The 24,731-nt window shown below is 37.4% G+C and carries 22 protein-coding genes; 8 read left to right on the forward strand and 14 right to left on the reverse strand.

The features are described 5' to 3' along the window. The first annotated feature begins 70 nt into the window (after positions 1–70). Both O970_RS04020 and O970_RS04025 read left to right on the forward strand, forming a co-directional pair. Complete coding sequence (locus O970_RS04020) at positions 71–1,195, forward strand: HlyD family secretion protein (protein WP_036562593.1); 1,125 nt, start codon at positions 71–73, stop codon at positions 1,193–1,195. After that, positions 1,179–2,336, forward strand: coding sequence for an ABC transporter permease (locus O970_RS04025; RefSeq protein WP_024495875.1), 1,158 nt, complete (start codon positions 1,179–1,181; stop codon positions 2,334–2,336). Before O970_RS04020 ends, O970_RS04025 begins: the two co-directional genes overlap by 17 nt. Before the next feature lie 115 nt (positions 2,337–2,451). Here the strand turns inward: O970_RS04025 and O970_RS04030 are convergent, their stop codons facing one another. From O970_RS04030 to O970_RS04040, 3 genes are read right to left on the reverse strand one after another with little or no spacing between them, the layout of a single operon-like run. Further along, positions 2,452–3,753, reverse strand: coding sequence for a pyrimidine-nucleoside phosphorylase (locus O970_RS04030; protein WP_024495876.1), 1,302 nt, complete (start codon positions 3,751–3,753; stop codon positions 2,452–2,454). 17 nt (positions 3,754–3,770) lie between these two features. Next, the gene (locus tag O970_RS04035) at positions 3,771–5,726 is read right to left on the reverse strand and encodes a bifunctional 2',3'-cyclic-nucleotide 2'-phosphodiesterase/3'-nucleotidase (RefSeq protein ID WP_024495877.1); all 1,956 of its coding nucleotides are present in this window, start codon (positions 5,724–5,726) and stop codon (positions 3,771–3,773) included. Positions 5,727–5,748: 22 nt separating this feature from the next. Next, complete coding sequence (locus O970_RS04040; RefSeq protein WP_024495878.1) at positions 5,749–6,945, reverse strand: NupC/NupG family nucleoside CNT transporter; 1,197 nt, start codon at positions 6,943–6,945, stop codon at positions 5,749–5,751. Positions 6,946–7,125: 180 nt separating this feature from the next. On the opposite strand from O970_RS04040, the gene deoC reads away from it, so the two are divergent. The 3 genes from deoC to O970_RS04055 all read left to right on the forward strand — a co-directional run bounded on the left by deoC (position 7,126) and on the right by O970_RS04055 (position 9,969). Continuing rightward, positions 7,126–7,806: a deoxyribose-phosphate aldolase gene (deoC, locus tag O970_RS04045; RefSeq protein ID WP_024495879.1), complete on the forward strand. Its 681-nt coding sequence runs from the start codon at positions 7,126–7,128 to the stop codon at positions 7,804–7,806. 22 nt (positions 7,807–7,828) lie between these two features. Next, complete coding sequence (gene deoR / locus O970_RS04050) at positions 7,829–8,587, forward strand: DNA-binding transcriptional repressor DeoR (protein WP_024495880.1); 759 nt, start codon at positions 7,829–7,831, stop codon at positions 8,585–8,587. A gap of 140 nt (positions 8,588–8,727) precedes the next feature. Continuing rightward, positions 8,728–9,969 carry a phosphopentomutase gene (locus O970_RS04055; protein WP_024495881.1) on the forward strand — a complete coding sequence of 414 codons (1,242 nt, stop codon included), beginning with the start codon at positions 8,728–8,730 and terminating at the stop codon, positions 9,967–9,969. Positions 9,970–10,053: 84 nt separating this feature from the next. Here O970_RS04055 and thyA read toward each other — a convergent pair whose 3' ends face one another. From thyA to O970_RS04085, 6 genes are all read right to left on the reverse strand, one after another. Further along, a complete protein-coding gene (gene thyA / locus O970_RS04060; protein WP_024495882.1) occupies positions 10,054–10,848 on the reverse strand; it encodes a thymidylate synthase in 795 nt (264 codons plus the stop codon). Between the two features lie 18 nt (positions 10,849–10,866). Then, positions 10,867–11,724 (reverse strand): prolipoprotein diacylglyceryl transferase, encoded by an 858-nt coding sequence (gene lgt, locus O970_RS04065; RefSeq protein WP_024495883.1) that lies wholly within the window; start codon positions 11,722–11,724, stop codon positions 10,867–10,869. A 50-nt stretch (positions 11,725–11,774) separates the two neighbouring features. After that, entirely contained in the window at positions 11,775–12,410 is a 636-nt protein-coding gene (gene rppH / locus O970_RS04070; protein ID WP_024495884.1) for an RNA pyrophosphohydrolase, read from the reverse strand. A 484-nt stretch (positions 12,411–12,894) separates the two neighbouring features. After that, positions 12,895–13,620: a hypothetical protein gene (locus O970_RS04075; protein ID WP_024495885.1), complete on the reverse strand. Its 726-nt coding sequence runs from the start codon at positions 13,618–13,620 to the stop codon at positions 12,895–12,897. A gap of 522 nt (positions 13,621–14,142) precedes the next feature. Then, complete coding sequence (locus tag O970_RS04080) at positions 14,143–14,508, reverse strand: hypothetical protein (RefSeq protein ID WP_133459313.1); 366 nt, start codon at positions 14,506–14,508, stop codon at positions 14,143–14,145. A 2-nt stretch (positions 14,509–14,510) separates the two neighbouring features. Beyond that, positions 14,511–14,939, reverse strand: a complete 429-nt coding sequence (locus O970_RS04085; protein WP_051318595.1) for a lysozyme family protein — start codon at positions 14,937–14,939, stop codon at positions 14,511–14,513. Between the two features lie 654 nt (positions 14,940–15,593). Here O970_RS04085 and O970_RS04090 point away from each other — a divergent pair. Beyond that, positions 15,594–16,472, forward strand: a complete 879-nt coding sequence (locus O970_RS04090) for a hypothetical protein (RefSeq protein WP_024495888.1) — start codon at positions 15,594–15,596, stop codon at positions 16,470–16,472. Positions 16,473–17,138: 666 nt separating this feature from the next. Here O970_RS04090 and cgtA read toward each other — a convergent pair. From cgtA to rplU, 3 genes are all read right to left on the reverse strand, one after another. Continuing rightward, positions 17,139–18,311 (reverse strand): Obg family GTPase CgtA, encoded by a 1,173-nt coding sequence (gene cgtA, locus O970_RS04095; RefSeq protein ID WP_024495890.1) that lies wholly within the window; start codon positions 18,309–18,311, stop codon positions 17,139–17,141. 875 nt (positions 18,312–19,186) lie between these two features. Then, entirely contained in the window at positions 19,187–19,444 is a 258-nt protein-coding gene (rpmA, locus tag O970_RS04100; protein ID WP_024495891.1) for a 50S ribosomal protein L27, read from the reverse strand. Between the two features lie 15 nt (positions 19,445–19,459). Continuing rightward, positions 19,460–19,768, reverse strand: coding sequence for a 50S ribosomal protein L21 (rplU, locus tag O970_RS04105; RefSeq protein WP_024495892.1), 309 nt, complete (start codon positions 19,766–19,768; stop codon positions 19,460–19,462). 363 nt (positions 19,769–20,131) lie between these two features. Here rplU and narX point away from each other — a divergent pair, with 363 nt between their 5' ends. Both narX and narL read left to right on the forward strand, forming a co-directional pair. Then, complete coding sequence (narX, locus tag O970_RS04110; protein ID WP_238610589.1) at positions 20,132–21,976, forward strand: nitrate/nitrite two-component system sensor histidine kinase NarX; 1,845 nt, start codon at positions 20,132–20,134, stop codon at positions 21,974–21,976. Continuing rightward, positions 21,964–22,611 (forward strand): two-component system response regulator NarL, encoded by a 648-nt coding sequence (gene narL / locus O970_RS04115; RefSeq protein WP_024495894.1) that lies wholly within the window; start codon positions 21,964–21,966, stop codon positions 22,609–22,611. Before narX ends, narL begins: the two co-directional genes overlap by 13 nt. A 124-nt stretch (positions 22,612–22,735) precedes the next feature. Here narL and cysG read toward each other — a convergent pair whose 3' ends face one another. Then, positions 22,736–24,121 carry a siroheme synthase CysG gene (gene cysG, locus O970_RS04120; protein WP_024495895.1) on the reverse strand — a complete coding sequence of 462 codons (1,386 nt, stop codon included), beginning with the start codon at positions 24,119–24,121 and terminating at the stop codon, positions 22,736–22,738. 268 nt (positions 24,122–24,389) lie between these two features. Further along, positions 24,390–24,719, reverse strand: coding sequence for a nitrite reductase small subunit NirD (gene nirD, locus O970_RS04125; protein WP_036562594.1), 330 nt, complete (start codon positions 24,717–24,719; stop codon positions 24,390–24,392). Positions 24,720–24,731 lie beyond the last annotated feature (12 nt).

The following is a 24,731-nucleotide window of genomic DNA, read 5'->3' on the forward strand; positions in this document are numbered from 1 at the left end:
GGGTGACATTCACCGTCATTATTTTCTTTGTTTATATAGTTAGTCAGCTAATTAAAATGTAACCTTAATTATGAATAAAAACATTAAAATCCCACTTATTTTCTTATCGTTGCTCCTTGTTGGGTCAACGCTGATCTATTTTGGTTCTCGAAATGATGCCGTAACGGTGGCTAAAAGCTTGAAATCAGGTGTATTGACGGCGGATGAAATCAATATTGCGTTCCAAAATGTTGGCGGTAAAGTGATGAAACGGCAAGTGCAAGAGTCCCAACAGGTTAAAAAAGGCGATATTTTAATGGTATTAGATGATACTGATACCGCATTGGCTATTGATCGCCTAAAAGCACAAGTAGCGGGTCAACAGGCGTTAGTACAACAAGAGACAACCGCAATAGACATTGAAAAAGCGGATATTGATTTACAAGAGATATCTACGTGGCGAAAGATTGAAGAGATGCAAGCCAATTTAGAAGCGGCTCAAGCTAGCAAGGCCTTAGCAAGTATTGAGTTTGATCGTTATGCTAAATTGGGTAAAACCGACAATGTATCTAAATCGGCACTAGATAATATAAGAAATACCTTAAAATCCGCCCAGATGAATGTCATTAAATTAGAAAGCCAGTTAGCGACACTGACCATCGGTGCGACACCAGCCCAGATGAATCAATTTAATCAGACTAAAAAAGCGGAAGGGATGAGATTACAAAGTATTGTAAATGCGCGGGCTAAATTAGAAAATCGTACGAATCAACTTGCCCAATTGACGGCTCAATTAGCGCAATCACAAGCTCAGCTCAAACAGCAACAAATTAATTATCAACGACTTACCTTAGTCGCGCCCGAATCAGGAAAAATATTAAAACTATTTTATGAAGAAGGGGAATTAGTTCCGGCTGGTGCCCCTGCGGTATTATTAGAGACCGATCGCAAATATGTTGATATTTATGTCAATGAAATGATGGTCAACGATTACCAACCTGGCACAATCCTAACCGCACAAGTGCCTGCTTTAGATACGCAGGTCAAAGGAACGGTACGCTTTGCCACCGCCGCCCCTTCGTTTGCGGATTTAAGGATGACACGTGAACGAGGTCAAGCCGATTTAACCTCCTATCAAGTTCGAGTTTATATGCAAGATATACCGAAATTATTAACCGGTATGACAATTGAGGTCAATGATGCAAAACATCGTTAAATCTATGGTTGAAGAGCTAGAAGCCATGTTTTCTGGCCACTTTATTCCTTATTATAAAGTGGCAATGGGCATGGCGGCGATGGTGGCTTTGGTGTTCTCTATCCTGCTTAGCCATGGTGTGGTGTTTGAGGGGAAGATTGCGGTTATCGATCTAGATGGTTCTCACTATTCGACAGAGTTAATCACTCAAATCAACACCTCGCCATTTATTCAAGTGACAGAGGTCGTACGTTCACCGATCAATCCAATTGTGTTAGTTTCCCATGATCGCAACTTAGGGGTGCTATATATTCCGAAAGGACTAGAAAAAAGCATAAAGAAAGGGGATAAAAGTGTGCGATTAGGTTATTTTGTCGATGATACCAATGATGCGCAAAATGCCAAAATATCGCAGAACTTGAATGAAATTATTCCAGAATTAGGAGCGGAATTCAGTGTCGGGCGTGTTTCAGCACTTGCCCAAGGACGGGAAGCGACTGAAGCGATACTATCGCCAATGCAACTTAAGTCACGTTCTTTATTTAATCCAACAAGTGCTGCGACGCTTTCACCGATTATTTACTTTGTTTACTTTTTCTCCTCTATCACTTACGGATTAACATCGTTAATGATTATTGGACGATTAAAAGTAACGGGGTTATGGCAAGCAACCTTAGCGCGCGGACCCCTAGCGTTAATGTGTAGAGTGTTACCGTACACCTTGTTTTATACGACTGCTTTAACCTTAATCTCAGCGATATTTATACTTTTTGGGCAATTACGTTTTGATGGTAACTATTTTGCCTATTTACCTAGCGTGTTTATGACGGGGCTTGCGTTTGGTTGGATGGCAATGCTACTGGCGTGGAAAACCACTAATCCTGGCGAAGGCGCCAGTAAGATGATTCTATTAGTACCACCTGGATTTATCTTAGGGGGATCAACCATGGCAGTCGGATTTTTACCCACATGGGCTTTTTATCTTAGCCACGCTTTTCCGCTAGTATGGCAATATCGTTTCTATCGTGATTTTGCTATGCGAGGTCGTTCGCTAGTCGATATGTTGGCGACATATGGCGCGTATATCATCTTTTTAACTGTAGTGGCGTTTGTTCTTATGATGGTATTTAATCAAACGAAAAACAAACAACAAACAGCATAATACGTAGTTATATTGTTATCGCTGATATAAATAGTAAGATGGTGTAGGTTCAACACCCTTTATCGAAAAAAATACGCCTAAGCTAATCGACAAGAAGCTTAGGCGTCAACGTTAACTACTCAGTAATCACCTTATGAATTAATTGTTGTGCTGCGCCTTGCTCAGCGATCACAATACTGTCATACAATTTTTGTTTGATGGCATCAACATCCGCACGATTACTATGAATAGTAAGTAATGATTCACCTTCAGCAATCGCATCCCCCACTTTTTTGTGAAGCACAATGCCTACTGCGAAATCAACGACATCATCTTTGGTTGCACGACCTGCACCTAACTGCATCGCTGCAATACCAATTTCATCGGCAATCATCGACGTAACAAAACCACTACGTTTCGCTGGTAACGCAATTTGATAGGTTGCTTGTGGCAAACGCTCAGGCTCATCAATGACGCGACTATCACCGCCTTGTTTGGCGACGAGTTCTTTGAATTTCTCAATCGCTTTACCATTATGCATCACTTCAAGTAACTTTTCTCGTGCCTGCTCAAGGGTCGCGGCTTTACCCGCTAATACCACCATTTGGCTACCTAAGGTTAATACCAATTCATGTAAATCTCGTGGTCCATGACCTTTTAAGGTATCAATTGCTTCTTTCACTTCTAACGCGTTACCCACAGCATAACCTAAAGGTTGTGACATATCAGAGATAATCGCCATGGTACGACGGCCGACATTATGACCAATTTTTACCATCGCATGGGCTAACTCTTCCGCTTCCGCTTGTGTTTTCATAAACGCACCGGCACCGGTTTTCACGTCTAGCACAATCGCATCCGCGCCAGCAGCAATTTTTTTACTCATAATTGAACTGGCAATTAATGGAATAGAGTTTACCGTCGCCGTGACATCACGTAGTGCATAAAGTTTTTTATCCGCTGGCGCTAAATTACCACTTTGACCAATAATTGCCACTTTATCGCGGTTAACTTGTTGGATAAAATCCTCAATATCGATTTCAACTTTAAACCCAGGAATGGTTTCAAATTTATCAATCGTACCACCCGTATGACCTAAACCACGCCCACTCATTTTTGCTACGGGGACATCCAACGCAGCGACTAATGGTGCAAGCACTAAGGTTGTCGTATCGCCCACGCCACCTGTTGAATGTTTATCGACTTTAATTCCCTCAATCGCTGATAGATCAACCGTCTCACCAGAATTAACCATCGCCATCGTTAAATCTGCGCGTTCGCGTTCGGTCATATTCTGAAAATAAATGGCCATTAAAAAAGCACTGGCTTGATAGTCAGGAATATGTCCATCTGTATATTGTTTAACAAAAAACTCAATTTCTGCGGTTGTTAATTCGTGACCATCACGTTTTTTTGCAATAATATCCACCATTCTCATGGTATGTACCTCTATGATTACTCATTATTTTGTAAATTGATGCGATAAACCGCATAACCAATGCTATCATGCTCAATAAACGTCATTGGATGACGGGCATGATGTTGTATAAATGTTTTTGCTGCCTCGGTTGGAGAGGTCTCTAAACGAATATCTAATGGCGTAGTCGTATGAACGGGACTGATTTGCCAATTGTTATCTACTTTGACACTCACTTGGCCATATTGTTCAGTTTGTTTCATAATATAGCGGGTTAATATTTCCTTCACTGGATCAGGTGAATTGATGACGGTATGCTCAACGCCAGTGCTTGGAAAAATACCCGAAAAAGCACGATAATTATTCGCCGCGAGTAAGAAAGTTTGATCAGGATCAATCGGTTTATGTTGATACTCAAGGTGATTGATACGTTCTGACTGCGCATTTATTAACTGACAGTTACCATCATAACGTGCAGGTTTAGTCACATCGATTTGATAACTAATCCCACCATCAATAATGTCAAAATTATAAAGACGGAATCCATCCCAATTAATTAAATACTGTGGTTTTGGGTTGGTGGTATCGATTTGGTTAAACATACCGGCGCTACACTCTAACCACTGTTTAAGATCGGATCCTTTAATTTTAACCACCGCCAATGTATTCGCATAAACATAAAGATCATTAACACTTTTCACGGTTAACTCCCCTTTAGGGATCTCAATATAAGCCGTAGGATCGTTTTTACGGGATCCGGCTTTAAAAGGGGCTACCGCAGAGATCACAGGTAGATCAGCTAAATCAGGATCACCTTGGATCATCTGTTTAACATAATCAATCTGCGCATCGTTGATTAATTGGATGGTTTCATTATCCTGTACTAACACTAAATCACTAAAGAGATCATGGTTGGTTTTTCCAATTACTTTATTCATGTACTGACGTGTATGTTGAAAATCATTTGCCAGTACGTCAGTGACAGTTTGATCCGCGCGTACTAAAGCTTGATTTTTAACGGTATCAAATACAGGGCGAGCTTCTGAGCGAGTCTCGATCACTTGCCAATGATCGCCATTTTTTTGCAAGGTTAAATCAATAATACCTAAGTGATCACCCCATTGCCCTGGCATCACTGCCGGAACGCCATTCACTAGCCCTTTTTGACTATCAATGCCCGCTAAATTATCAAAACTTTTGCCAGGAAAAACGCTATGAGTATGACCAAACATAATGGCATTAATATCAGGTACCGTACTTAAATAAAATACCGAATTTTCCGCCATGAGTTTATAGGGATCAGTCGATAAGCCAGAATGGGCAATAGCAATAATGATATCAGCCCCATCGGCTTTCATTTCTGGTACAAATTTTTTAGCGGTCTCAGTAATATCATTAACGTATACCTTGCCATCTAAATTATTCTTATCCCATTGCATAATCTGTGGGGGAACAAAGCCAATATAACCAATTTTTAATATCTGTTTTTGCCCATCGCGATCAACAACAGGGGTGTTGATAATGACATAAGGGGTAAAGTAAGGATGGTGAGTTTTGGCATCATAGATATTGGCGTTAATATAAGGAAATTGTGCACCACTTAGTACTTTCTTTAGAAAATCTAAGCCATAGTTAAATTCATGATTACCCAAGCTACCCACAGTATAGTTCATGGTATTAAGCGCTTTCATGGCAGGATGACGATCGTTATCCCATTGTTGTTGGCTAAATGCCCAATCTGCCATTGGACTTCCTTGGATCAAATCACCATTATCGACAAGAACACTATTTTTAAATTCGGCTTGGGCTTGTCTGATTAAAGAGGCGGTGCGAGTAAAACCAAAACGCTCAGTATGCGCATCTTTATAAAAATCGTAATCGACCATATTGGCGTGTATATCCGATGTTTCTAAAATGCGCAAATCAACCGTTGACGCGTACACAGGGCTAATTAATAACCCCATTATCAAGGCGAACATATTATATTTCATTATTATCTGTCACTTATGTTGTTAATTAAAAATGGAAATCGAAAACTAAGCCTACTATCGTAGCACTTAATAAACTGACTAACGAGGCGCCGTAAAGTAATCTTAACCCGTGTTTAGCGATTGCTTGTCCTTGTTTTTCATCTAAGGCTCTTAATGCGCCAGAAATAATACCAATAGAGGAAAAGTTAGCAAAGGAGACCAAAAATACGGATAAAATCGCTTGTGAGCGTGCACTAAAATTATCAAGGTGCTGATTGAATAAATCCATAGCCACAAACTCGTTAGACATTAATTTAGTTGCCATCACTTCACCTGCCTTCACGCATTCAGAACCAGAAATACCCATTAAATAAGCAAGCGGCGAAAATACATAACCTAAAATTTGTATAAATGAGATACCAAAGATAGCCGCAAAAATACTGTTAATCATGCCGATTAAGGCGATAAAACCGATCAACATTGCACCGACCACAACCGCGACTTTAAAGCCATCAAGAATATACTCTCCCAACATTTGGAAAAAGCTCTGTTTACCTTCTTCTGGCATCTCATCAAGTTGTTGAGCTTGCGCATCTAATTGATAAGGATTAATTAGTGAAGCAATAATAAAACCACCAAATAGATTAAGAATAATGGCAATCACCACATATTCTGGTTTTAAAATATTCATATAAGCCCCAACAATCGCCATCGATACGGTCGACATGGCAGAGGTACATAGCGTATATAAACGGCGTTCAGGTAAATAAGGAAGCTCTTTCTTAATTGAGATAAACACCTCTTGTTGACCTAAAATCAGCGCCGCGATAGCGTTATAGGATTCAAGGCGCCCCATGCCATTAACCTTACTTAATAAATAACCAATTCCTTTAATAATAAAGGACAATATTTTTAGATATTGCAAAATACCGATCAACGCTGAGATGAAAACGATAGGCAGTAAAACATTAATAAAGAAATTAAATTGACCAACATTAACGACATTGCCAAAGACAAAATTTACGCCTTCATTAGCATAACTTAATAATATTTCGAAACCTTTGCTAATAGAACCAATGATGATATTACCGATGGAGGTGTTAAGGAGGAGAAAAGCTAAGAAAAATTGTATTAAGATCATAATGCCAACATGCCTGAACCGGATTGCTTTACGGTCAAAACAAAAAAGCCAGGAAAGGAAAATAATGGCTGCAATACTGATCAAGCCAATAAGATAGTGCATAAAAACCTCTTTAGCGTGTTATTTTCGTTACTGTATTAAGTAAATTTTATCACAAATATTATCTATTTTGCCGGATTAAATGATATTTAAATCACATTTAAATGGCAAAATGTTGTTGCTACCCCATTTTATGTTATTATGTTAACTGCTTAACGGTTAGCATAATAAAAGGAGAATAACATGAGTAACCAATCTATTGACTATGCAAAGTATATTGATCACACCTTATTAAAAATGGATGCAACTGAGCAGGATATCATAAAATTGTGTGAAGAGGCACGCCAACATCATTTCTTTTCAGTGTGTGTTAATTCTGGGTATGTGCCATTAGTCGCAAAAACCTTAGCCGGTTCTGAGGTAAAAACCTGTTGCGTTATTGGTTTTCCATTAGGTGCAGCGCTTACTTCAGCCAAAGTATTTGAAACCAAAGCCGCGATTGAAGCCGGTGCACAAGAGATCGATATGGTGATCAATGTGGGTTGGCTTAAGAGTGGTCATCTTGACGCCGTTGCTGATGATATTCGCCAAGTTAATGAAGCAACGGGTGAGGTGTTATTAAAAGTCATTTTAGAAACCTGCTTACTCACTAAGCAAGAAATCAAACAAGTTTGTGAAATCTGTAAAGAGATCGGTGTTGATTATGTAAAAACATCTACTGGTTTTAGTTCAGGCGGTGCAACGGTAGAGGATGTGGCCTTAATGCGGGCAACAGTTGGTCCAGATATTGGCGTTAAGGCCTCAGGCGGCGTACGTGATCAAGTGACGGCTAACGCGATGATTGAGGCTGGCGCGACACGGTTAGGAAGCAGCTCTGGCATTGCGATTGTCGCTAACCAAAAAACCGAAAGTCAAGGTTATTAATCTTAATAAGTTGGATTGACGAATGAGAAAACGACGGGATCGAATACAAAAACTAGTTGAATTACTAAAAAGTGCAGAAACCCTACACTTAAAGGAAGCGGCAAGATTATTAGCGGTCTCAGAAATGACTCTTCGTCGTGATGTGAATGATAGTGGTGCATTTCCAGTCAATTTATTAGGTGGTTATTTAATGTTAGCGACCGAACAAAAACAAGGTATGCACTATTTTATTTCTGATCAACAGCAACATCATGTTGAAGCAAAACAGCATATTGGCAAACTTGCTGCGAGCTTAATTGAAGAAAACGATACGGTTTTCTTTGATTGCGGCACCACGACACCGCATATTATTGACCATATCGATGATTATCTTAGCTTTACAGCAATCTGTTATTCTTTAAATGTATGCTTAGCTTTACAGAAAAAGAAATATTGTAAAGTGATCTTATGTGGCGGGCAATTTATGGAAACCAATGCCATATTTACCTCAATTACCCCCAATTCACCCTTAGATGTTCTTTGTCCAAGTAAAGCCTTTATTTCGGCAGCGGGGATTTCAATAAAAGGGGTCACCTGCTTTAATTTGCAAGAAGTGAATTGGAAAAATAGGGCCATGGCACGTTCTTATCAAAATATTTTGGTTGTCGATCACAGTAAATTTGATGCACAGCAAGCTGCTTATATTGGTAGCCTAGCTGATTTTGATCTAATGATTTCTGACAATGTGCCAGATAACTATCATAGTTATTGTCAAAAAAATCATATCACTGTGCTAACATAATATATAACGGTAGTAAACTATAACCTTTCATTGAGACGATGATGGTTATCCCAGTTAACTAACTATAGGTTAACGTGAACAGAATGAATAAGCGATGACTGGCTTAATTTAGTCATAATTAAAGCAAGAGGTGTGAATAAATGAAACGCGTATTTATGTTGGTGTTGGATTCCTTTGGTATTGGTGCTGCACCAGATGCTGATAAATTTGGCGATACTGGCGCCAATACATTAGGCCATATTGCTGATTGGTGCGCTACACACCGTAAAAAGGCCGATGGTTCACCGTGGCCGTTGACGTTACCTAATTTAAGTGCTTTAGGTTTAGCGAAAGCAGCGTATGCGGCAAGTGGATCCTTCCCCATTGGTTTAAACGCCGATGCAAAATTGATCGGCTCTTATGGTTATGCGGCAGAAATTTCATCCGGTAAAGATACCCCATCAGGTCATTGGGAAATTGCTGGAGTACCGGTTTTATTTGATTGGGGCTACTTTAGTGATAAGCAAAATAGTTTTCCGCAACCACTCTTAGATAACATTGTTCGCAAAGCTGGCTTATCGGGGTATTTAGGTAATTGCCACTCATCAGGTACAGTGGTGTTAGATGAGCTAGGCGTAGAGCATATGCATAGTGGTAAACCAATTTTTTATACCTCGGCGGATTCGGTGTTTCAGATTGCCGCACATGAACAAACATTTGGTTTAGACCGCTTGTACGCATTATGTGAATTAGTCAGACAAGAGCTCAATGACGGCGACTATAATATTGGGCGCGTTATTGCTCGTCCATTTATTGGTGATAAACCAGGCTCATTTGAGCGTACAGGTAATCGCCATGATTATGCCGTTGAGCCACCGTCAGCTACTGTGTTACAAAAATTGGTAGAAGAGAAGCAAGGTACGGTTGTTTCTATTGGTAAAATTGCGGATATTTATGCCCATGTAGGAATCACTGATAAAGTAAAAGCGACAGGTATTGATGCTTTATTTGATGCGACCCTTAACGAAGTGAAAAAAGCTAAGGACAATACCATTGTCTTTACTAACTTTGTGAATTTTGATTCTGATTATGGTCATCGTCGTGATATTGCAGGTTATGCACAAGCGCTTGAGCTATTTGATCGTCGCTTGCCAGAATTACTTTCGATGATGCAACCAGAAGATATCTTGATTTTAACAGCAGATCATGGCTGCGACCCATCGTGGGCTGGCTCAGATCATACCCGTGAATTTATTCCGGTATTGGTGTATAGTCCACAGCTACCGGTCACTGATTTAAAACAACGTGATACCTTTGCTGATATTGGGCAGACGGTTGCTGCTTATTTTGATTTAACGCCAATGGAATATGGGCAATCGTTATTTACTTTTCCTAAAGCCTAACTCATGATTAGCTAAAATAAAAAACGCATCGTATTGAAAAATACAATGCGTTTTTTTATTGTTGATTATCTATCGCGGGTCGATTTAAATCGCTACCGGTGCCTTAATGGCAGGATACGGATCATAGTCCTCGATCTCAAAGTCTTCAAAACAGTAATCAAAAATCGAATTTGGTTTGCGCTTAATCACTAACTTAGGGAGTGCGCGTGGCGTACGACTCAATTGTAAATGTGTTTGTTCCATATGGTTGGCATAAAGATGGGTATCACCACCAGTCCAAACAAAATCGCCTACCGCCAAATCACATTGCTGCGCTATCATATGTACTAACAAAGCGTAGCTAGCAATATTAAAAGGTAGGCCTAAAAACACATCGCATGAACGCTGATAAAGCTGGCAAGACAGTTTGCCGTCCGCCACATAAAACTGGAAGAAAGCGTGGCATGGCGCCAAAGCCATCTGCTCGAGCTCTCCGACATTCCAAGCTGATACGATTAAACGACGTGAATCGGGATTAGTTTTGATTTGTTCAATCACCTCACTAATTTGATCGCGTTGCTTACCATCCGCTGCTTGCCAAGCACGCCATTGTTTACCATAAACGGGTCCTAGATCACCGTTTTTATCGGCCCACTCATCCCAGATAGTGACATTATTGTCATGTAGATAAGCAATATTGGTTTCGCCTTTTAAAAACCAAAGTAATTCATGAATAATAGAACGTAGATGACATTTTTTTGTGGTGACGAGCGGAAAGCCTTGCTGCAAATTAAAGCGCATTTGATGACCAAAAATGGATAAAGTGCCAACCCCAGTGCGATCTGATTTCGCCACACCGTCATCAAGAATTTTTTGCATTAAAGCCAGATATTGTTGCATGTTAACGTTCCTTTAATATTAACGTGTCGTCCGTTTATAGGACCACATAAGGATGAGTAAACCTAAGATAATCATTGGTAGTGAAAGAATTTGTCCCATACTGATGATTTCACCGAATAAACCAAGTTGTTCATCGGGTTGTCTAAAAAATTCAATAATGAAACGGAATAGGCCGTATAACAGTAAAAATAATCCTGAAACACTACCGATAGGTCTGGATTTACGCACAAATAAATTAAGAATGATAAATAAAACAACACCTTCAAGCAATAACTCATACAACTGAGAAGGGTGGCGAGGTAATAACTCACCACATTGGTAGTATAAATTTAACCATTGCGGATGGTGCTGAACAAAAGCGAAATCAGCCACTTTCGCATGCGGAAATAGCATACCAATGGGTGCATCGGTTACCCGTCCCCAAAGTTCACCATTAATAAAGTTACCTAAGCGCCCCGCCCCTAATCCAAAAGGGATAAGTGGAGCGACAAAGTCGCTAACTTGCAAGAACGTTTTATGGGCATGTCTTGCAAATAAAAAAATAACCACTAATGCGCCAATCAAACCACCATGGAACGACATACCGCCTTCCCACACACGAAATACCGTTAGTGGATCATGCAAAAAATTGATGTAATTATAAAAGAAGGTATACCCTAAGCGTCCGCCAACAAAAATACCGATAAATCCCCAAAAGAGTAGATTTTCTACTTGAGTCGCTGTCCAGCCACTATTGGGTTGTTTTGCACGACGATTAGCGAGCCATAAAGCAAATAACACCCCAAATAGATACATAGCACCATACCAATGTAACGAAATTGGTCCAATACTAAACGCAATGGGATCAATGTTTGGAAAAGATAAATAATGTGTCATAAAGTCTCAATATAAAAATATAAAGTCTCAATATAAAGATAAATAAAACCTTAACGCCGTTTATTCGTCCTTTTACGATTTAGATAACTATGGCGACGCGCTTTATTCCTGCTGTTTTTGGCTTTTTTACCTGCGTTCTTTGTAAAATCAGTGGTCAATGATAAATGACTCATCATCTTGTCTGATACTACTTTTAACATATGTTCCTGTTCAAGGGAAAATACCGCTTGAGCAAACTCTTTCATTGCTTTACGATAAACATCACGTTTAAAAGCAATCACTTGTCGAATAGGGTACCAATAACTGACCCACTGCCAATCGTCAAATTCGGGAGCAACACTGTTATTTAGATTAATTGCCGTTTCTGGACTGAGCAATTCTAATAAGAACCATTTTTGCTTTTGTCCAATACACACGGGCATATTTTCCCAACGCACCATACGTTTAGGTAATTTATAACGTAACCAGCCATTGGTCGCAGCTAAAATTTTTACCTGTTTTGATGTTAATCCTACTTCTTCATTTAATTCACGAAACATAGCCTGTTCAGGCGTCTCATTTTGTTTTATTCCGCCCTGAGGAAATTGCCAAGAATTTTGCCCATAACGACGAGCCCAAAGCACTTGACCGTACCTATTACAAATAATGATTCCTACATTTGGACGGTAGCCATCATTGTCAATCACTGACTACCTCAAAAAAGCTAAAAATTTTCTTAGACTAGATTGTTTCATACAACAGCATTTTGGTAAACAGTAAAAAAATAAAAAAGTGAAGATAAGTGATGAAATCCGTAAACGGGTCAATTGAGTGACTTACTCATTAAACATGTTTATTAAATAAGGCTAAGGTTATTCTAAATAGTTAATCGACGCTTTCAGGTAACGTAATTTTATATATGTATTGTGTCTGAATCGACTAACGATGGACTCGTTATCTGTTAAACCTTACAACATTCGCGTCATTTAGCGGTAAGCGTTAAACGACGTGGTGGTATGTTTAATAGTGGCAATAGGCGTACGACCATGCTTGTAGCCAAATAACGGGGGATCATCAACCCTATCATAATTTGCGTTTAATCCGTAAATGGTATTTTTTGCTGATCATCCTGCTATCGATACCTTTTAAATGGTTAACTAATCAAGATAGGGCAATTTATCCTATTAGCTACTACATGCAGGCAGCAATTGCTGAGCAGTGTAACCATTTTTGAACGATTTTATTTTTTTGTGTGACATAGTTAATTTGATAGTATCCATTTTCATAATCTAAGACGTCAACGTCCTGTCCCTTAATTAAATACATGGCTGTTTTATCTTGATGATGAGGGGTATTAAATAAATAAGATTGATCAGTTGCGATCTTAAAGCCATAATCTGCGGGAATATATTGTGTTGAGAGAAATCGATTTATACAATCATTAATTTTATTGTCAGAATAAAAAGCATGACAAAATTTATTAGCGTATTTTTCTGTTAATAAATTCAAATAAATATTATGCTGTTTTTGCTCTGATAAATTGGTTTTATATTGTTGTAACGCTAAATCGACAGAAATATTTAGATGTGGTAACAGTAAAATTAATTCATTAATAAAAGAATTTTGCTCTATTAAAATGCATGATGGACGACTAAATAGATCTTCTTGACCATATAACTCAATGTTACTATGATTGCCGACCCAGCTACATTTCTTTTCTACTACGTTTTCCCAATCTGAGTAAAATATATCAATACTGTTTTTAGTCAAAATTTGATGTAATATTTTTAGTGTATCGTAACTAGCATCGATACCATTAGTTAAAACGTCGGATATATCATTACTACTAGTTCTATCGTTATTAGCGCAGACCATAAAACTTATAAATAACGTAATTAATATTAAAATTTTTTTCATTACAACCCCCCTTTTTAAAAAAGATAGCTTTATCATTTTTTTATTCGTCTAAAATTTATCAAGCAAAAACTTAACGTTACTGATCGCTAAATCTAAACTACATTTTTTAGTTCTTAACTGCTTCAGGGTGCAACAGCGCTTTTCTTTCAAAAGATTATTCTCCATTTCAAATCTGATATTAAATTATGATCGTGTAACCTCATACCCGTTATGCCATTTTTACCCCTAAAGCACTATAACAATTAACATTAAGCTTGTTATCAATGAGTTAAGATGTAAAGGTTATAGGATGGTTTATCTTATTTAGATAATCTAAATATTTCAAGTTGTTCAGCTTCAACGGTACTATTGTTCGTTATTTTTAATTAAATTGAAGGGATTTGGCTATTATTTAAATAAACTTGATTGAACTAACTTCTTTTCGCGCTTTTTTATCGGTCATAATTACGAGAGGCTTTTTGATATAGGAAATTAAATTTTCATTATCCTACTTTCTTAAATCCTGTTTTATGCAATATTTAATTATTCAAATATACATTTAGAATAACTTTCTGCATCACAATTAAAACTAGAATCAGATTGATGATCATATTCGAAATATATCAAACATGAATCTTCGGTTGGTGAGTAAATAAATTGTTTATTCTGATAATGATAGACTTTCTTTATTGTCGTTATTTTACGTCCAATATCTGACTCTAGATATTCGACACAATCTTTTTGACTCGTTGCGGTCTGATTTTTTGGGTTAAAAATAATATTAGGTTCTTCTAATGGTAAGTTTACAAATTTATTCTTTTGATTATCAAATATGCCTTGATAAATATAAATATTTGCAAATGAAAAGGATGAAACTAGCAGCAAAACCGAAAATTGTATTAATTTCATCATTAATAGTTCCCTTTATGTTTTTCTAAATAAGGTATTCTTTTTCTGCCTTTTTCATAGCTCATAATTATTGGCGAATTCCTGATGTAGAAAATTAATTTTTCACTATTATTATGTATAACAATGTGTATTATTTCCTGTTTTAAACGTCCTTGATATCTTAAATCAACCAGTACTTCTCTCATTGCTACATGTAAATTATCCCAATCAATGTTACTGTTAATTGTGTTTTTCCATTTATTATAAAGCCTTATAGTGTCATTTAAATATTCTGGATAAACTAGTTCAAATAAATTTATTTGTTGTTCCCAAGTAATTTCTGAAATTTTTGCTTTATTTTCTGAGACAAATTTAGATGCTGCTCCTTTTTTTAACCCCGCTCCTTTAGATAATTTAGTTGCGGTTGCTAATGATATACCAGCCTGTAACATATGATTTAAAACTTCTTTTTCTATTCTTAGTAATAAATACAATGTAAATTTAATATGGAGTAGGTTATGGTTTTATTGAATCTTTATGCATTAACTGATTTTGTTTAAAAAAGAGTGTAAATGCTCCTATTAAAAGCACAAAAATTTATCCCCTTTTTTGAGATTATTAATTAATAAAGATACTAATAATAGTAATCATGGTGATTTATTTTTTAGCAAAGATTATGGCGGTTTTTCTAAAATGAGTTTATTTAAGGATGTGATCGGATTTACTCACTAGCTAAGCAACGACGCGTTATCGCAATATTGGTTAAATATGAAAGTGATTTTTTAGTTGTATAAAAAAGCCAGTCTATCGATCAGACTGGCAAAACATTGGAAGCAATGTGAGCAATGTCATGTCTTTGTCAAACACCAAGGTGCTTCATAAGACATTTTTAAATGATAATGATTATTATTTATATTGGCAAGCTTTATTTTTTATCATTTTACAATTTAAAAAATAGGGTGAATCTTATTATTGACGTGCTGGCATATAAAATGGGGTTTTATTTTGCTGGAAAAATGCTATACCATTAAGTTAATTTATTATCGTTTTAATATAAGAGACGATATTGATACTTTGTTCTATGTTTCTTAAATAAGGATGGTTAAATGAAAAAATATATTTATATTGCTCTTTCGATTGGATCACTACTTGTTACTGGTTGTGACAATAAGGATAAGAAGAGCACATCTGAGATAACCACTGAACCTAAGGCAGTGACTCAGGCAACCACTAAACAATATCAACCTATTATTAAACAAAATAACCACCTAATTTTAACCCATATGGTGGAGATCTATAGTACTAATCCCATTCTTGAACAAGTCATCAGAAAGAAAGACGGGGAGGATAGTTTTGTAAAAACAATAAGTTATGATGAAAATGGCATGATAAAAGCCTATAGTTATACTTATTCAAATAAAGATAATCCGTATCTAACTGGCACAATAAAATATACCGATAAAGGTTGGCATGAGGAAGTCAATTATCTAACCAATGATGAAATTATGACCTTTGATTACATTATTAATGATAACCAGCAAATTATTGACGTGAAAGTGAGTGATAATAGCTATGAAATTGATGAGAAAACGTTTAAACAAGCGTTCATCTATAATCAGGATAATGCGCTTACCGATATGATCTATGTCTTTAATAAAATTCTGTGTAATAGCCATTATAAATATAACCAAAATGGTTTAATTACTGATGAACGCGCCGTGTTAACCGAATTAGAAGCACAAGCTGATGCCAATTATCAATATAATGATAAGGGGCAGTTAGTTAGCTTTAGTAGTAGTGAATTTTACTCAACAGAAGCGACATCAAAGGCAGACTCTGGCACTCAGGATAATGGTTATGTTAAACCTGAAACTCGAACTTACACATTTGGCGAGGCAGAGTTTAATCAACGTGGTGATTGGGTTAAATTGACAGAAAAAGAGAATGGTTCAGAGATGACACGTACGATTACTTATCGTCAATGATTGTGATCAATAGTTATTAGATCGTAACGTTTATTATAAGCGATGATAAGTGGTAAATCTTATTTATTATCGCGTTTTGATGTGACATAGTTAACCAGTAAAAATAATTATTATTGTTTTTATTGGTTAACAATCAGGCAAAAAAGGAAAAGCGAAGTATTACACAATCATCAATTGCGCCGCTGATCCTAGTATCAACCCCCTTTCATACTTAAATACGCACTGATAAGCCATTTTGATTAGGATTATCGCTAATAATAGCTAACCATAAATTTCGATGGTAGAAATTGAACTTACTATAATTAACATGATGATCTTTATTCTGATTGAATATCATTATTAATGTTAAGGTTGATAATGCGATATTAGTTAAGCTAGATATAACTAACTCTGTATCGCTAAATATCGAGAAGATGGTCATAGTTAGCAAGTGATCGATATTTAACTCTATATCGGATAAACGTCAATACCAACGTAATTGGCATTTAGTCGTAATAAGGATAATGTGAGTTAACCAATATTGTCCTTGATCTAGACTAAAAGATGGTTATCTAAATGATAATATCATCAGCAACGACGTTAATGTATTTAAAAATCCGACCAATTCAGCCGGATTTTTGTCGATAATAATATAGCTTTGCTGATAATTCTTAACACTGATTAAGCTTATTTTTTATAAATAAACTCAATACCTTCATCATCGGCTTCATCCCAGTCATCAAAATCATCATCGTCATCATCGACTTCAGCATGGTTAAGTGTTTGTTGATGATAATCATCCCACATAAACTCAACTTTCTCTGGTTTGTCTTGTACTGCTTCCTCTTCGCGAGGATGGGCATTGATAAAATGCATTAAATCCCAACACAGAGGCTTAATACCTTCGCGGTTAGCTGCTGAAATGACATAGTACTTATCATGCCAACCTAAGGCCTCGACAATCTCTTTCGCACGCTGTTCTGACGCTTCTTGACCCAACACGTCTGATTTATTAAAGACTAACCAGCGCGGTTTGTTGGCCAATTTTTCACTGTATTGGGCTAATTCCTGTAGAATCACTCGCGCATTTTCTACGGGATCCGATTCATCAATAGGGGCAATATCGATCAGATGAACTAATACTCGACAACGCTCTAAATGTTTTAAGAAACGGTGCCCAAGTCCAGCACCTTCTGAGGCGCCTTCAATTAAGCCTGGAATATCAGCGACAACAAAACTCTGTTCATTGTCCATACGCACGACACCTAAGCTTGGTACTAACGTGGTAAATGGATAATCCGCTACTTTTGGTTTGGCGGCAGAAACCGCGCGGATAAAGGTTGATTTACCGGCATTTGGTAAACCAAGCATACCGACATCGGCAAGTAGCATCAGTTCTAATAGTAGTTCGCGTTTTTCACCTGGAGTACCATTAGTTTTTTGCCGCGGTGCACGGTTTACTGAAGATTTAAAACGAACATTACCTAAGCCATGGAATCCACCTTTGGCAACTAAAATCTTCTGCCCATGTTGGGTTAAGTCACCGACCACTTCACCCGTATATTTATCGGTAATGCGCGTTCCAACAGGGACTTTAACAGTAATGTCTTTGCCGCGTTTACCGGTACAATCTGAACCCTGACCATTTTGTCCGCGTTCAGCACGATATAATTTTTCAAAACGGAAGTCGATAAGCGTATTTAAATTTTCATCGGCGATAAAGTAGACATCACCACCATCACCGCCATCACCGCCATCGGGTCCACCTTTAGGAATATATTTTTCACGGCGAAAGCTCATACAGCCGTTGCCGCCATCTCCTGCTTCAACATGAATCGAAGCTTCATCAACAAATTTCATTGCTTATGTTTATCTCTCTGGTTGTTAAGCGTGTCTTTTCTAGGTGACCACAGGTGGTGGTCGATAGTAGGCATGGCATTGACGATAGTGGCAAACGTACCTATTTAATCTACTAGAGCTAAAGACATCAGGTTAAATTTTTTAGCTAAATTAAAGCCAGTATATCAGAAAATAGTCATCTAAAAAGCGATGTTGGATAGGATGATGACAATTAGTCGCGTGTAACTGCAAACTTATATCGTTGTCAGCCAGTCTCTTCGCCTCTTATCAACTGTATACGGTCTAGAATCATCATTGGAGTTGGTGATGCTAAAGTATGCCAACAATATTGAAAATGGTAACCCTAATACCGAATGCCCGTATAACCTCTTCATAATTATGCTAATAGGGAGCTATCATTTCCAGCTTATTAAATAAATTCATCAAGAATTTATATCTTTTTCGCTATCAATTACCTTAAAACGATCTAATATCAACGAACTCAATAACTAACTTATCTGGCAAAGGCTACGTTATTGAGACCATCACTTTTTTATATACTGGGTCTTTTTCCATGATTTTTGGCTAGATTATGAATTAAATCGATTCCAAATGCGGGTAATACTCTATATCAATTCGTTATTGAGACCAATTATCTTATTGATTATTTGATAATTATCTTACATATCTACTGTTTTTATCTCACGATACTAGAAAAATAAAAATAGCAATAAAAGCTAGAATTTTTGCTTAGTGCTGAATTCGCTCCCGGTATATAGATTCATCGTGATCAAGACTTAAGGGCATTTATGACAGTGACTATTTTTTCGTACTATAAACGTAAAAAACCCCACGACATAAGACATGGGGTTACGATTTACTATTAAAATCAGTGATTAGTTAGCAACGATACTAACATAACGACGATTTTTAGGTCCTTTCACTTCGAATTTAACTTGACCATCAATTAAGGCAAATAGAGTATGGTCACGACCACAACCTACATTTTCACCTGCATGGAACTGAGTTCCACGTTGACGAACTAAGATATTTCCGGCAAGGATTTGTTGACCGCCAAAACGTTTAACACCTAAGCGTTTACTCTGGGAATCACGACCATTGCGTGACGAACCACCAGCCTTCTTATGAGCCATTGTACGTTACTCCTATTAAGCGATTGCAGTGATCTTCACATCAGTGAACCACTGACGGTGACCTTGTTGTTTACGGTAATGTTTACGGCGACGGAATTTAACAATTTTAATTTTATCACCACGACCGTGCTCAACAATTTCTGCTTTGATTGTTGCACCATCAACAAACGGAGCACCAACTTTGATGTCTTCACCATTTGCTACCATTAAAACTTTATCGAATACGATTTCTGAACCAGTTTCGACTTCTAGTTTTTCCAAGCGAACGACTTGACCTTCGCTAACTCGGTGTTGTTTACCACCACTTTGGAAAACTGCGTACATACCTAAACTCCGCAATATAGCAGATCTTTGTGTCTGCATAGATTAATCATATAGGGTGCGAATTTTACGCAAAAATCAAGTGACTTGCAAGCAGTCATTCATAAAAGATCTAAATTTATTCGTATAAATTGGATTTAAATAAAGGCAATATAAATATTGTTAATCAATGATTGATGTACAGTCTGTGACTTTGTTGTTAGTATAATTTAAACCATGTCTTAATCCAATGAGATTGAATGTAAGGAAATAAATAGTAAATCGATAAATAATCATTGGTTTTCCTTACAAAATAGTCAGTATAATAGATCATTCTATGTTAAAAATGATCATTTATGATCATAAGTTGTTATGATAAAAGCGATGATGATAAAAAAAAATGCGACTTATCGTGTTTCAATTGCCCAACGTCTGATTTTCTGGACGTTTTGTTTTGGGTTTGTTGGATTGTTATCCCTGTCTATTTCAACCACCATTATTCATGATACGACGGGTAGTGCTCATATGATAAATCAATTAGGTTTATTACGCATGAAGAGTTATCAGCTATTGGCGCATATTCCCTTGTCCCTTAATGCGGTAGAGACCGATATTTTTTCTGATATCTCACTGACAGATAAACAGCAAGCATTATTAGCCAATTATCATTTATTAGACAATTTTTACTATTTGCAAGCTCGCTGGCATAATGACGTAAGTCATAAAATGATACAAGCTCAACAGGCTGCTGATGTGCTGGTTTATGTGCAATATTATGTCAATGAGATTAATGCGTTAATCTCTGCAATTGATCAAAAAACCGAACAAAAAATTTTATTTAATTCCTATATTGAAGTTTTTTTTATTATTCTCATTTTGCTGTTCTTATTTGCTCAATTTTTTTATTTACGCTACTCATTTTCCAAACCATGGCAACGGCTGATTACGATGGCTGAAGCGATTACACGCCATGATTTTAGCTACCGTTTTAGCCGTGACCGACATATTAAAGACGAATTTGATTTATTGGGATCAGCGTTTAATCGTATGTCAGATGAAATTGAGTGCCAATATCAGTTGTTAGAACAACGGGTGACCGAAAAAACCGTAGAATTACAACAAAAAAATCAGATTGTGATGTTTTTATATAATGCCAGCAAATTGTTGCATACGACGCTACCAGTTTGTAAACGGTTTTCCATGATTTTAATGAAATTAGAGACGTTAATCCCATTATCGCATTTCTCTATTCGATTATATGAAACCGAAGACCCAGAACAAGAACATCGCAATGAGCGTAAGAAACCACAAACTTACTGCTTAAAACGCAATTGTGACATCTGTTTTATTGCAGAAAAATTTAATATTCAGTCTGCTGATCGGCGTTATTGGTATTTACAAAATAAAACCCAAAAGTATGGCGTGATTTCTGCTTATCAGAATCCTAAAATGCCTTTGACACAAGAACAAGAGGAGTTAGTCATCACGCTATTAGAACAGATGACCATCACCCTTGAACTTGAACGTAAAGCTGAACAGCAGAAGTCCTATCTGCTAATGAAAGAGCGTTCCGCCATGGCGCGTGAATTACACGATTCGATTGCGCAGTCGCTTTCCTGTTTAAAAATCCATATTAGTTGTTTGCAAATGCAATCAGATATCGTGAATGAGGAAAGTCAGCAGTTACTAAAAACGATGCGTACCGAACTAAATACGGCTTATTCACAGCTGCGTGAGTTAATTACGACCTTTAGATTAAGCGTTAATAGTACAGGCTTTTATGCAAGTTTGCATGACTTGATCAAAGAGTTTAATCAAAAACTGGGGTTTACTATACAGCTAGATTATCAATTGCCATTACAACTAGTTGATAGCTCACAAGCGATCCATTTATTGCAGGTGATCCGTGAAGCGCTAAATAATATTTATAAACATGCTAACGCCTCCCAAGTGGTGATTTCTTTAGAAGTTAAGCAACAAGGCAACCTATTTTTAACCATTCAAGATAATGGTCGCGGCTTTTCAGAAAAGGGAAAAAAGAATGAACACTATGGATTGATTATCATGCGCGATAGGGTCGAATTACTCCGCGGTTATTTTGATATTAGTAGTGAGTTAGGAAGGGGGACCAAAATTACCGTTAATTATAAAATCGCGGCAGATAAATTACATCTCATTACGCCATCGAATCAAACATTACCTGAAGAAGAACAGAAAATATGGAACAGTTAACCAGCTCAGTCTTATTAATTGATGATCATCCAATGTTGCGTAGTGGGGTAAAACAGCTGATTACCTCTATTGCTGATTTTGAAGTTATAGGTGAAGCGGGAGATGGGATAACCGGCATTGCTTTGGCTAAGCAATCAGAACCGGATATTATCTTACTCGATATTAATTTACGTGATATGAGCGGCTTAGATATCTTACTACATTTACGTGAACAAGGTGTCTCAAGTCGAATTTTGATTTTTACCGTATCGGATGACAAGCAAGATATTATTACTGCGTTAAAAAATGGTGCGGATGGTTATTTGCTTAAAGATATGGAGCCAGAAAACTTAATCGAATCATTAAAGCAGGTTATAGCGGGTAAAATTATGATGGATGATAATATTTCACAAATTATCCTTAATCATATGCGAGGTCAGCCACACGCTTTGGAACAATCCCATGATGTTAACTTATTAACGCCGAGAGAGTTAGAAATATTTAATTTATTGGTTCAAGGTTTATCAAATAAATTAATTGCTCGTCAACTAAATATTGTGGATAGCACGGTCAAAGTCCACGTAAAAAATATTCTCAAAAAATTGAATTTTAAATCAAGAATGGAAATTGCTGTCTGGTATTTAAATTCACGTTAATAGGTTAATTTAACCCAATGATTTAGCATAAAATCAAGATAATAAAATTTAATCCTATTGATTTTATGCTAAGTATAAATGGCTTATGGCATAAGATGCTCCATCACCCTCTCAGGAAGCTTGATTAGTGGATGGCAACGTCATTATCGGCAAACCAACGTAATTGAGTGCGTAACTTAACCACATCACCGATGATAATTAAACTTGGACTATGTGCGTAGTTGGCCAAATTGGCTAATTGGTGTAACTGTCCGGTAATCACTTTCTGTTTAGCTAAGGTGCCTTGTTCGACAATCGCAATAGCGGTTGTGGCAGCCATGCCGTTTTTTATTAAATTATCGGCAATATGTTGGGCTTGAGAGAGTCCCATATAAAATACTAACGTTTGTCGTTCTGCCGCTAAATTTTGCCAATCTAAGTCACTTCCTTTTTGAACATGGCCAGTAATTAATCGCACACTCTGCGCATAATCACGATGTGTCAAAGGTATACCGCTATAAGCAGCACACCCTGAAGCGGCAGTAATACCAGGCACCACCGTAAAAGGAATGTTTGCCTGAAATAAGGTTTCTAGCTCCTCGCCACCTCGACCAAAAATAAAGGGATCGCCCCCCTTTAATCTTACCACGCGTTTACCGCGCTTTGCTTGTTCAAGTAACGTTTGATTAATTTGTGCCTGTGGTACGCAATGAAAACCAGCTTGTTTACCAACAAAAATCAGTTCGGCATCACGGCGAACCAGATCCAATATCGGCTGTGAGACTAAACGATCATAGACGATGACATCCGCCAATTGAATTTGTTGTAATCCTTTTAACGTCAGTAAACCAGGATCGCCAGGACCTGCACCAACCAAAATCACCTCACCGCGATCATCCAATGGTGCGTCAAATAGTGCTTGTGTAATTTGTTCAACTTGCTGGGATTGGTGGTTGGCTAAGGCCTGCGCTAATCTATCATGCACCAATAATTTTTCCCAAAAACGGCGACGTTCATTAATCGTTTGATAATAGTGTTTAACTCGGCGACGTAAATATCCCGCATATTCAGCCAATTTGCCCAAATGCTGAGGCAATAGTGCTTCTAATTTTTCACGTAGTAAGCGTGCTAATACCGGTGAACGACCACCTGACGATACCGCGACCATCAAAGGAGAGCGGTCGATAATCGATGGCATAATAAAACTCGCTTGTTTAGGCGAGTCAACCACATTGCAAAACAGTTGCTGCTGTTCACATAATTGGCTAATTGTTTGATTTAACACAGGATCATCGGTAGCAGCAATAACCAACCATTTATTGGTTAATAATTGCGCTGAAAATTCACCTTCGATTAAGGTTATTTGTTGCTGTTGCCAGTCATAAAAAGGTTGGGTAAATGATTTGGCACTGACGGTAATAGAAGCGCCAGCTTGCATAAGTAAACGCGTTTTACGTTCGGCGACATCACCGCCACCCACAATTAGGCAAGCTTTGCCACGCAATTGGCAAAAAATAGGTAAATAATCCACAAAAATATCCTGTTGATATGGTCATCAATAATCGACAATTAATTAAAATATCACTACCGATCGATATCGATAAGTTGGCGTTACGCCAAAACTATTTTTAGTCACAATCATACTTACTTTAGTCACGATCATACTTACGGACTTACGGGTTACAAGGCTAAATTAGCTATCCGCTACTTTATGCTCTTATCATGATGGATTCATAAAAGCGATCACGGATAGATAACATATTGATTTTTATTTTAGCTAGAAATTAATACACCAAGACTCATCTAATGCTAATTTGTACTTGATCGTTAACGAGTTGCACGGAGTATGCCCGTACGCTAAACTGTGCATCGTCTAAACAATAGCCATCAGTTAATCGAAAACGCTGTTTTTTTAGTGGGCTTGCCACCCAGAATTGCCCTTCGTGTTCGGCAATCAAGCCACGCGATAACACACTGGCTGCTGCGAATGGGTCAATATTACTAATGGCAAATAACTGTTTATCCTCAGTGGGTCTAAATATCGCAATATGGTGATCGGCCACCAATGCACAAACCCCAGAATGAGGTAAAATATCATCGATATGACAGACCGTTGTCCATTGACTCATTAGTGGTGACTC

Source organism: Candidatus Schmidhempelia bombi str. Bimp, from assembly GCF_000471645.3.
GTDB classification, from domain to species: domain Bacteria; phylum Pseudomonadota; class Gammaproteobacteria; order Enterobacterales; family Orbaceae; genus Utexia; species Utexia bombi.

Bases quoted from the DNA above. Each gene is read 5' to 3' on its own strand.
- O970_RS04020 (WP_036562593.1), top strand. From the start codon at position 71: ATGAATAAAAACATTAAAATCCCACTTATTTTCTTATCGTTGCTCCTT.
- O970_RS04025 (WP_024495875.1), top strand. From the start codon at position 1,179: ATGCAAAACATCGTTAAATCTATGGTTGAAGAGCTAGAAGCCATGTTT.
- O970_RS04030 (WP_024495876.1), bottom strand. From the start codon at position 3,753: ATGAGAATGGTGGATATTATTGCAAAAAAACGTGATGGTCACGAATTA.
- O970_RS04040 (WP_024495878.1), bottom strand. From the start codon at position 6,945: ATGCACTATCTTATTGGCTTGATCAGTATTGCAGCCATTATTTTCCTT.
- deoC (WP_024495879.1), top strand. From the start codon at position 7,126: ATGAGTAACCAATCTATTGACTATGCAAAGTATATTGATCACACCTTA.
- deoR (WP_024495880.1), top strand. From the start codon at position 7,829: ATGAGAAAACGACGGGATCGAATACAAAAACTAGTTGAATTACTAAAA.
- O970_RS04055 (WP_024495881.1), top strand. From the start codon at position 8,728: ATGAAACGCGTATTTATGTTGGTGTTGGATTCCTTTGGTATTGGTGCT.
- thyA (WP_024495882.1), bottom strand. From the start codon at position 10,848: ATGCAACAATATCTGGCTTTAATGCAAAAAATTCTTGATGACGGTGTG.
- lgt (WP_024495883.1), bottom strand. From the start codon at position 11,724: ATGACACATTATTTATCTTTTCCAAACATTGATCCCATTGCGTTTAGT.
- O970_RS04075 (WP_024495885.1), bottom strand. From the start codon at position 13,620: ATGAAAAAAATTTTAATATTAATTACGTTATTTATAAGTTTTATGGTC.
- O970_RS04080 (WP_133459313.1), bottom strand. From the start codon at position 14,508: ATGAAATTAATACAATTTTCGGTTTTGCTGCTAGTTTCATCCTTTTCA.
- O970_RS04085 (WP_051318595.1), bottom strand. From the start codon at position 14,939: ATGTTACAGGCTGGTATATCATTAGCAACCGCAACTAAATTATCTAAA.
- O970_RS04090 (WP_024495888.1), top strand. From the start codon at position 15,594: ATGAAAAAATATATTTATATTGCTCTTTCGATTGGATCACTACTTGTT.
- cgtA (WP_024495890.1), bottom strand. From the start codon at position 18,311: ATGAAATTTGTTGATGAAGCTTCGATTCATGTTGAAGCAGGAGATGGC.
- rpmA (WP_024495891.1), bottom strand. From the start codon at position 19,444: ATGGCTCATAAGAAGGCTGGTGGTTCGTCACGCAATGGTCGTGATTCC.
- rplU (WP_024495892.1), bottom strand. From the start codon at position 19,768: ATGTACGCAGTTTTCCAAAGTGGTGGTAAACAACACCGAGTTAGCGAA.
- narX (WP_238610589.1), top strand. From the start codon at position 20,132: ATGATAAAAAAAAATGCGACTTATCGTGTTTCAATTGCCCAACGTCTG.
- narL (WP_024495894.1), top strand. From the start codon at position 21,964: ATGGAACAGTTAACCAGCTCAGTCTTATTAATTGATGATCATCCAATG.
- nirD (WP_036562594.1), bottom strand. From the start codon at position 24,719: ATGAGTCAATGGACAACGGTCTGTCATATCGATGATATTTTACCTCAT.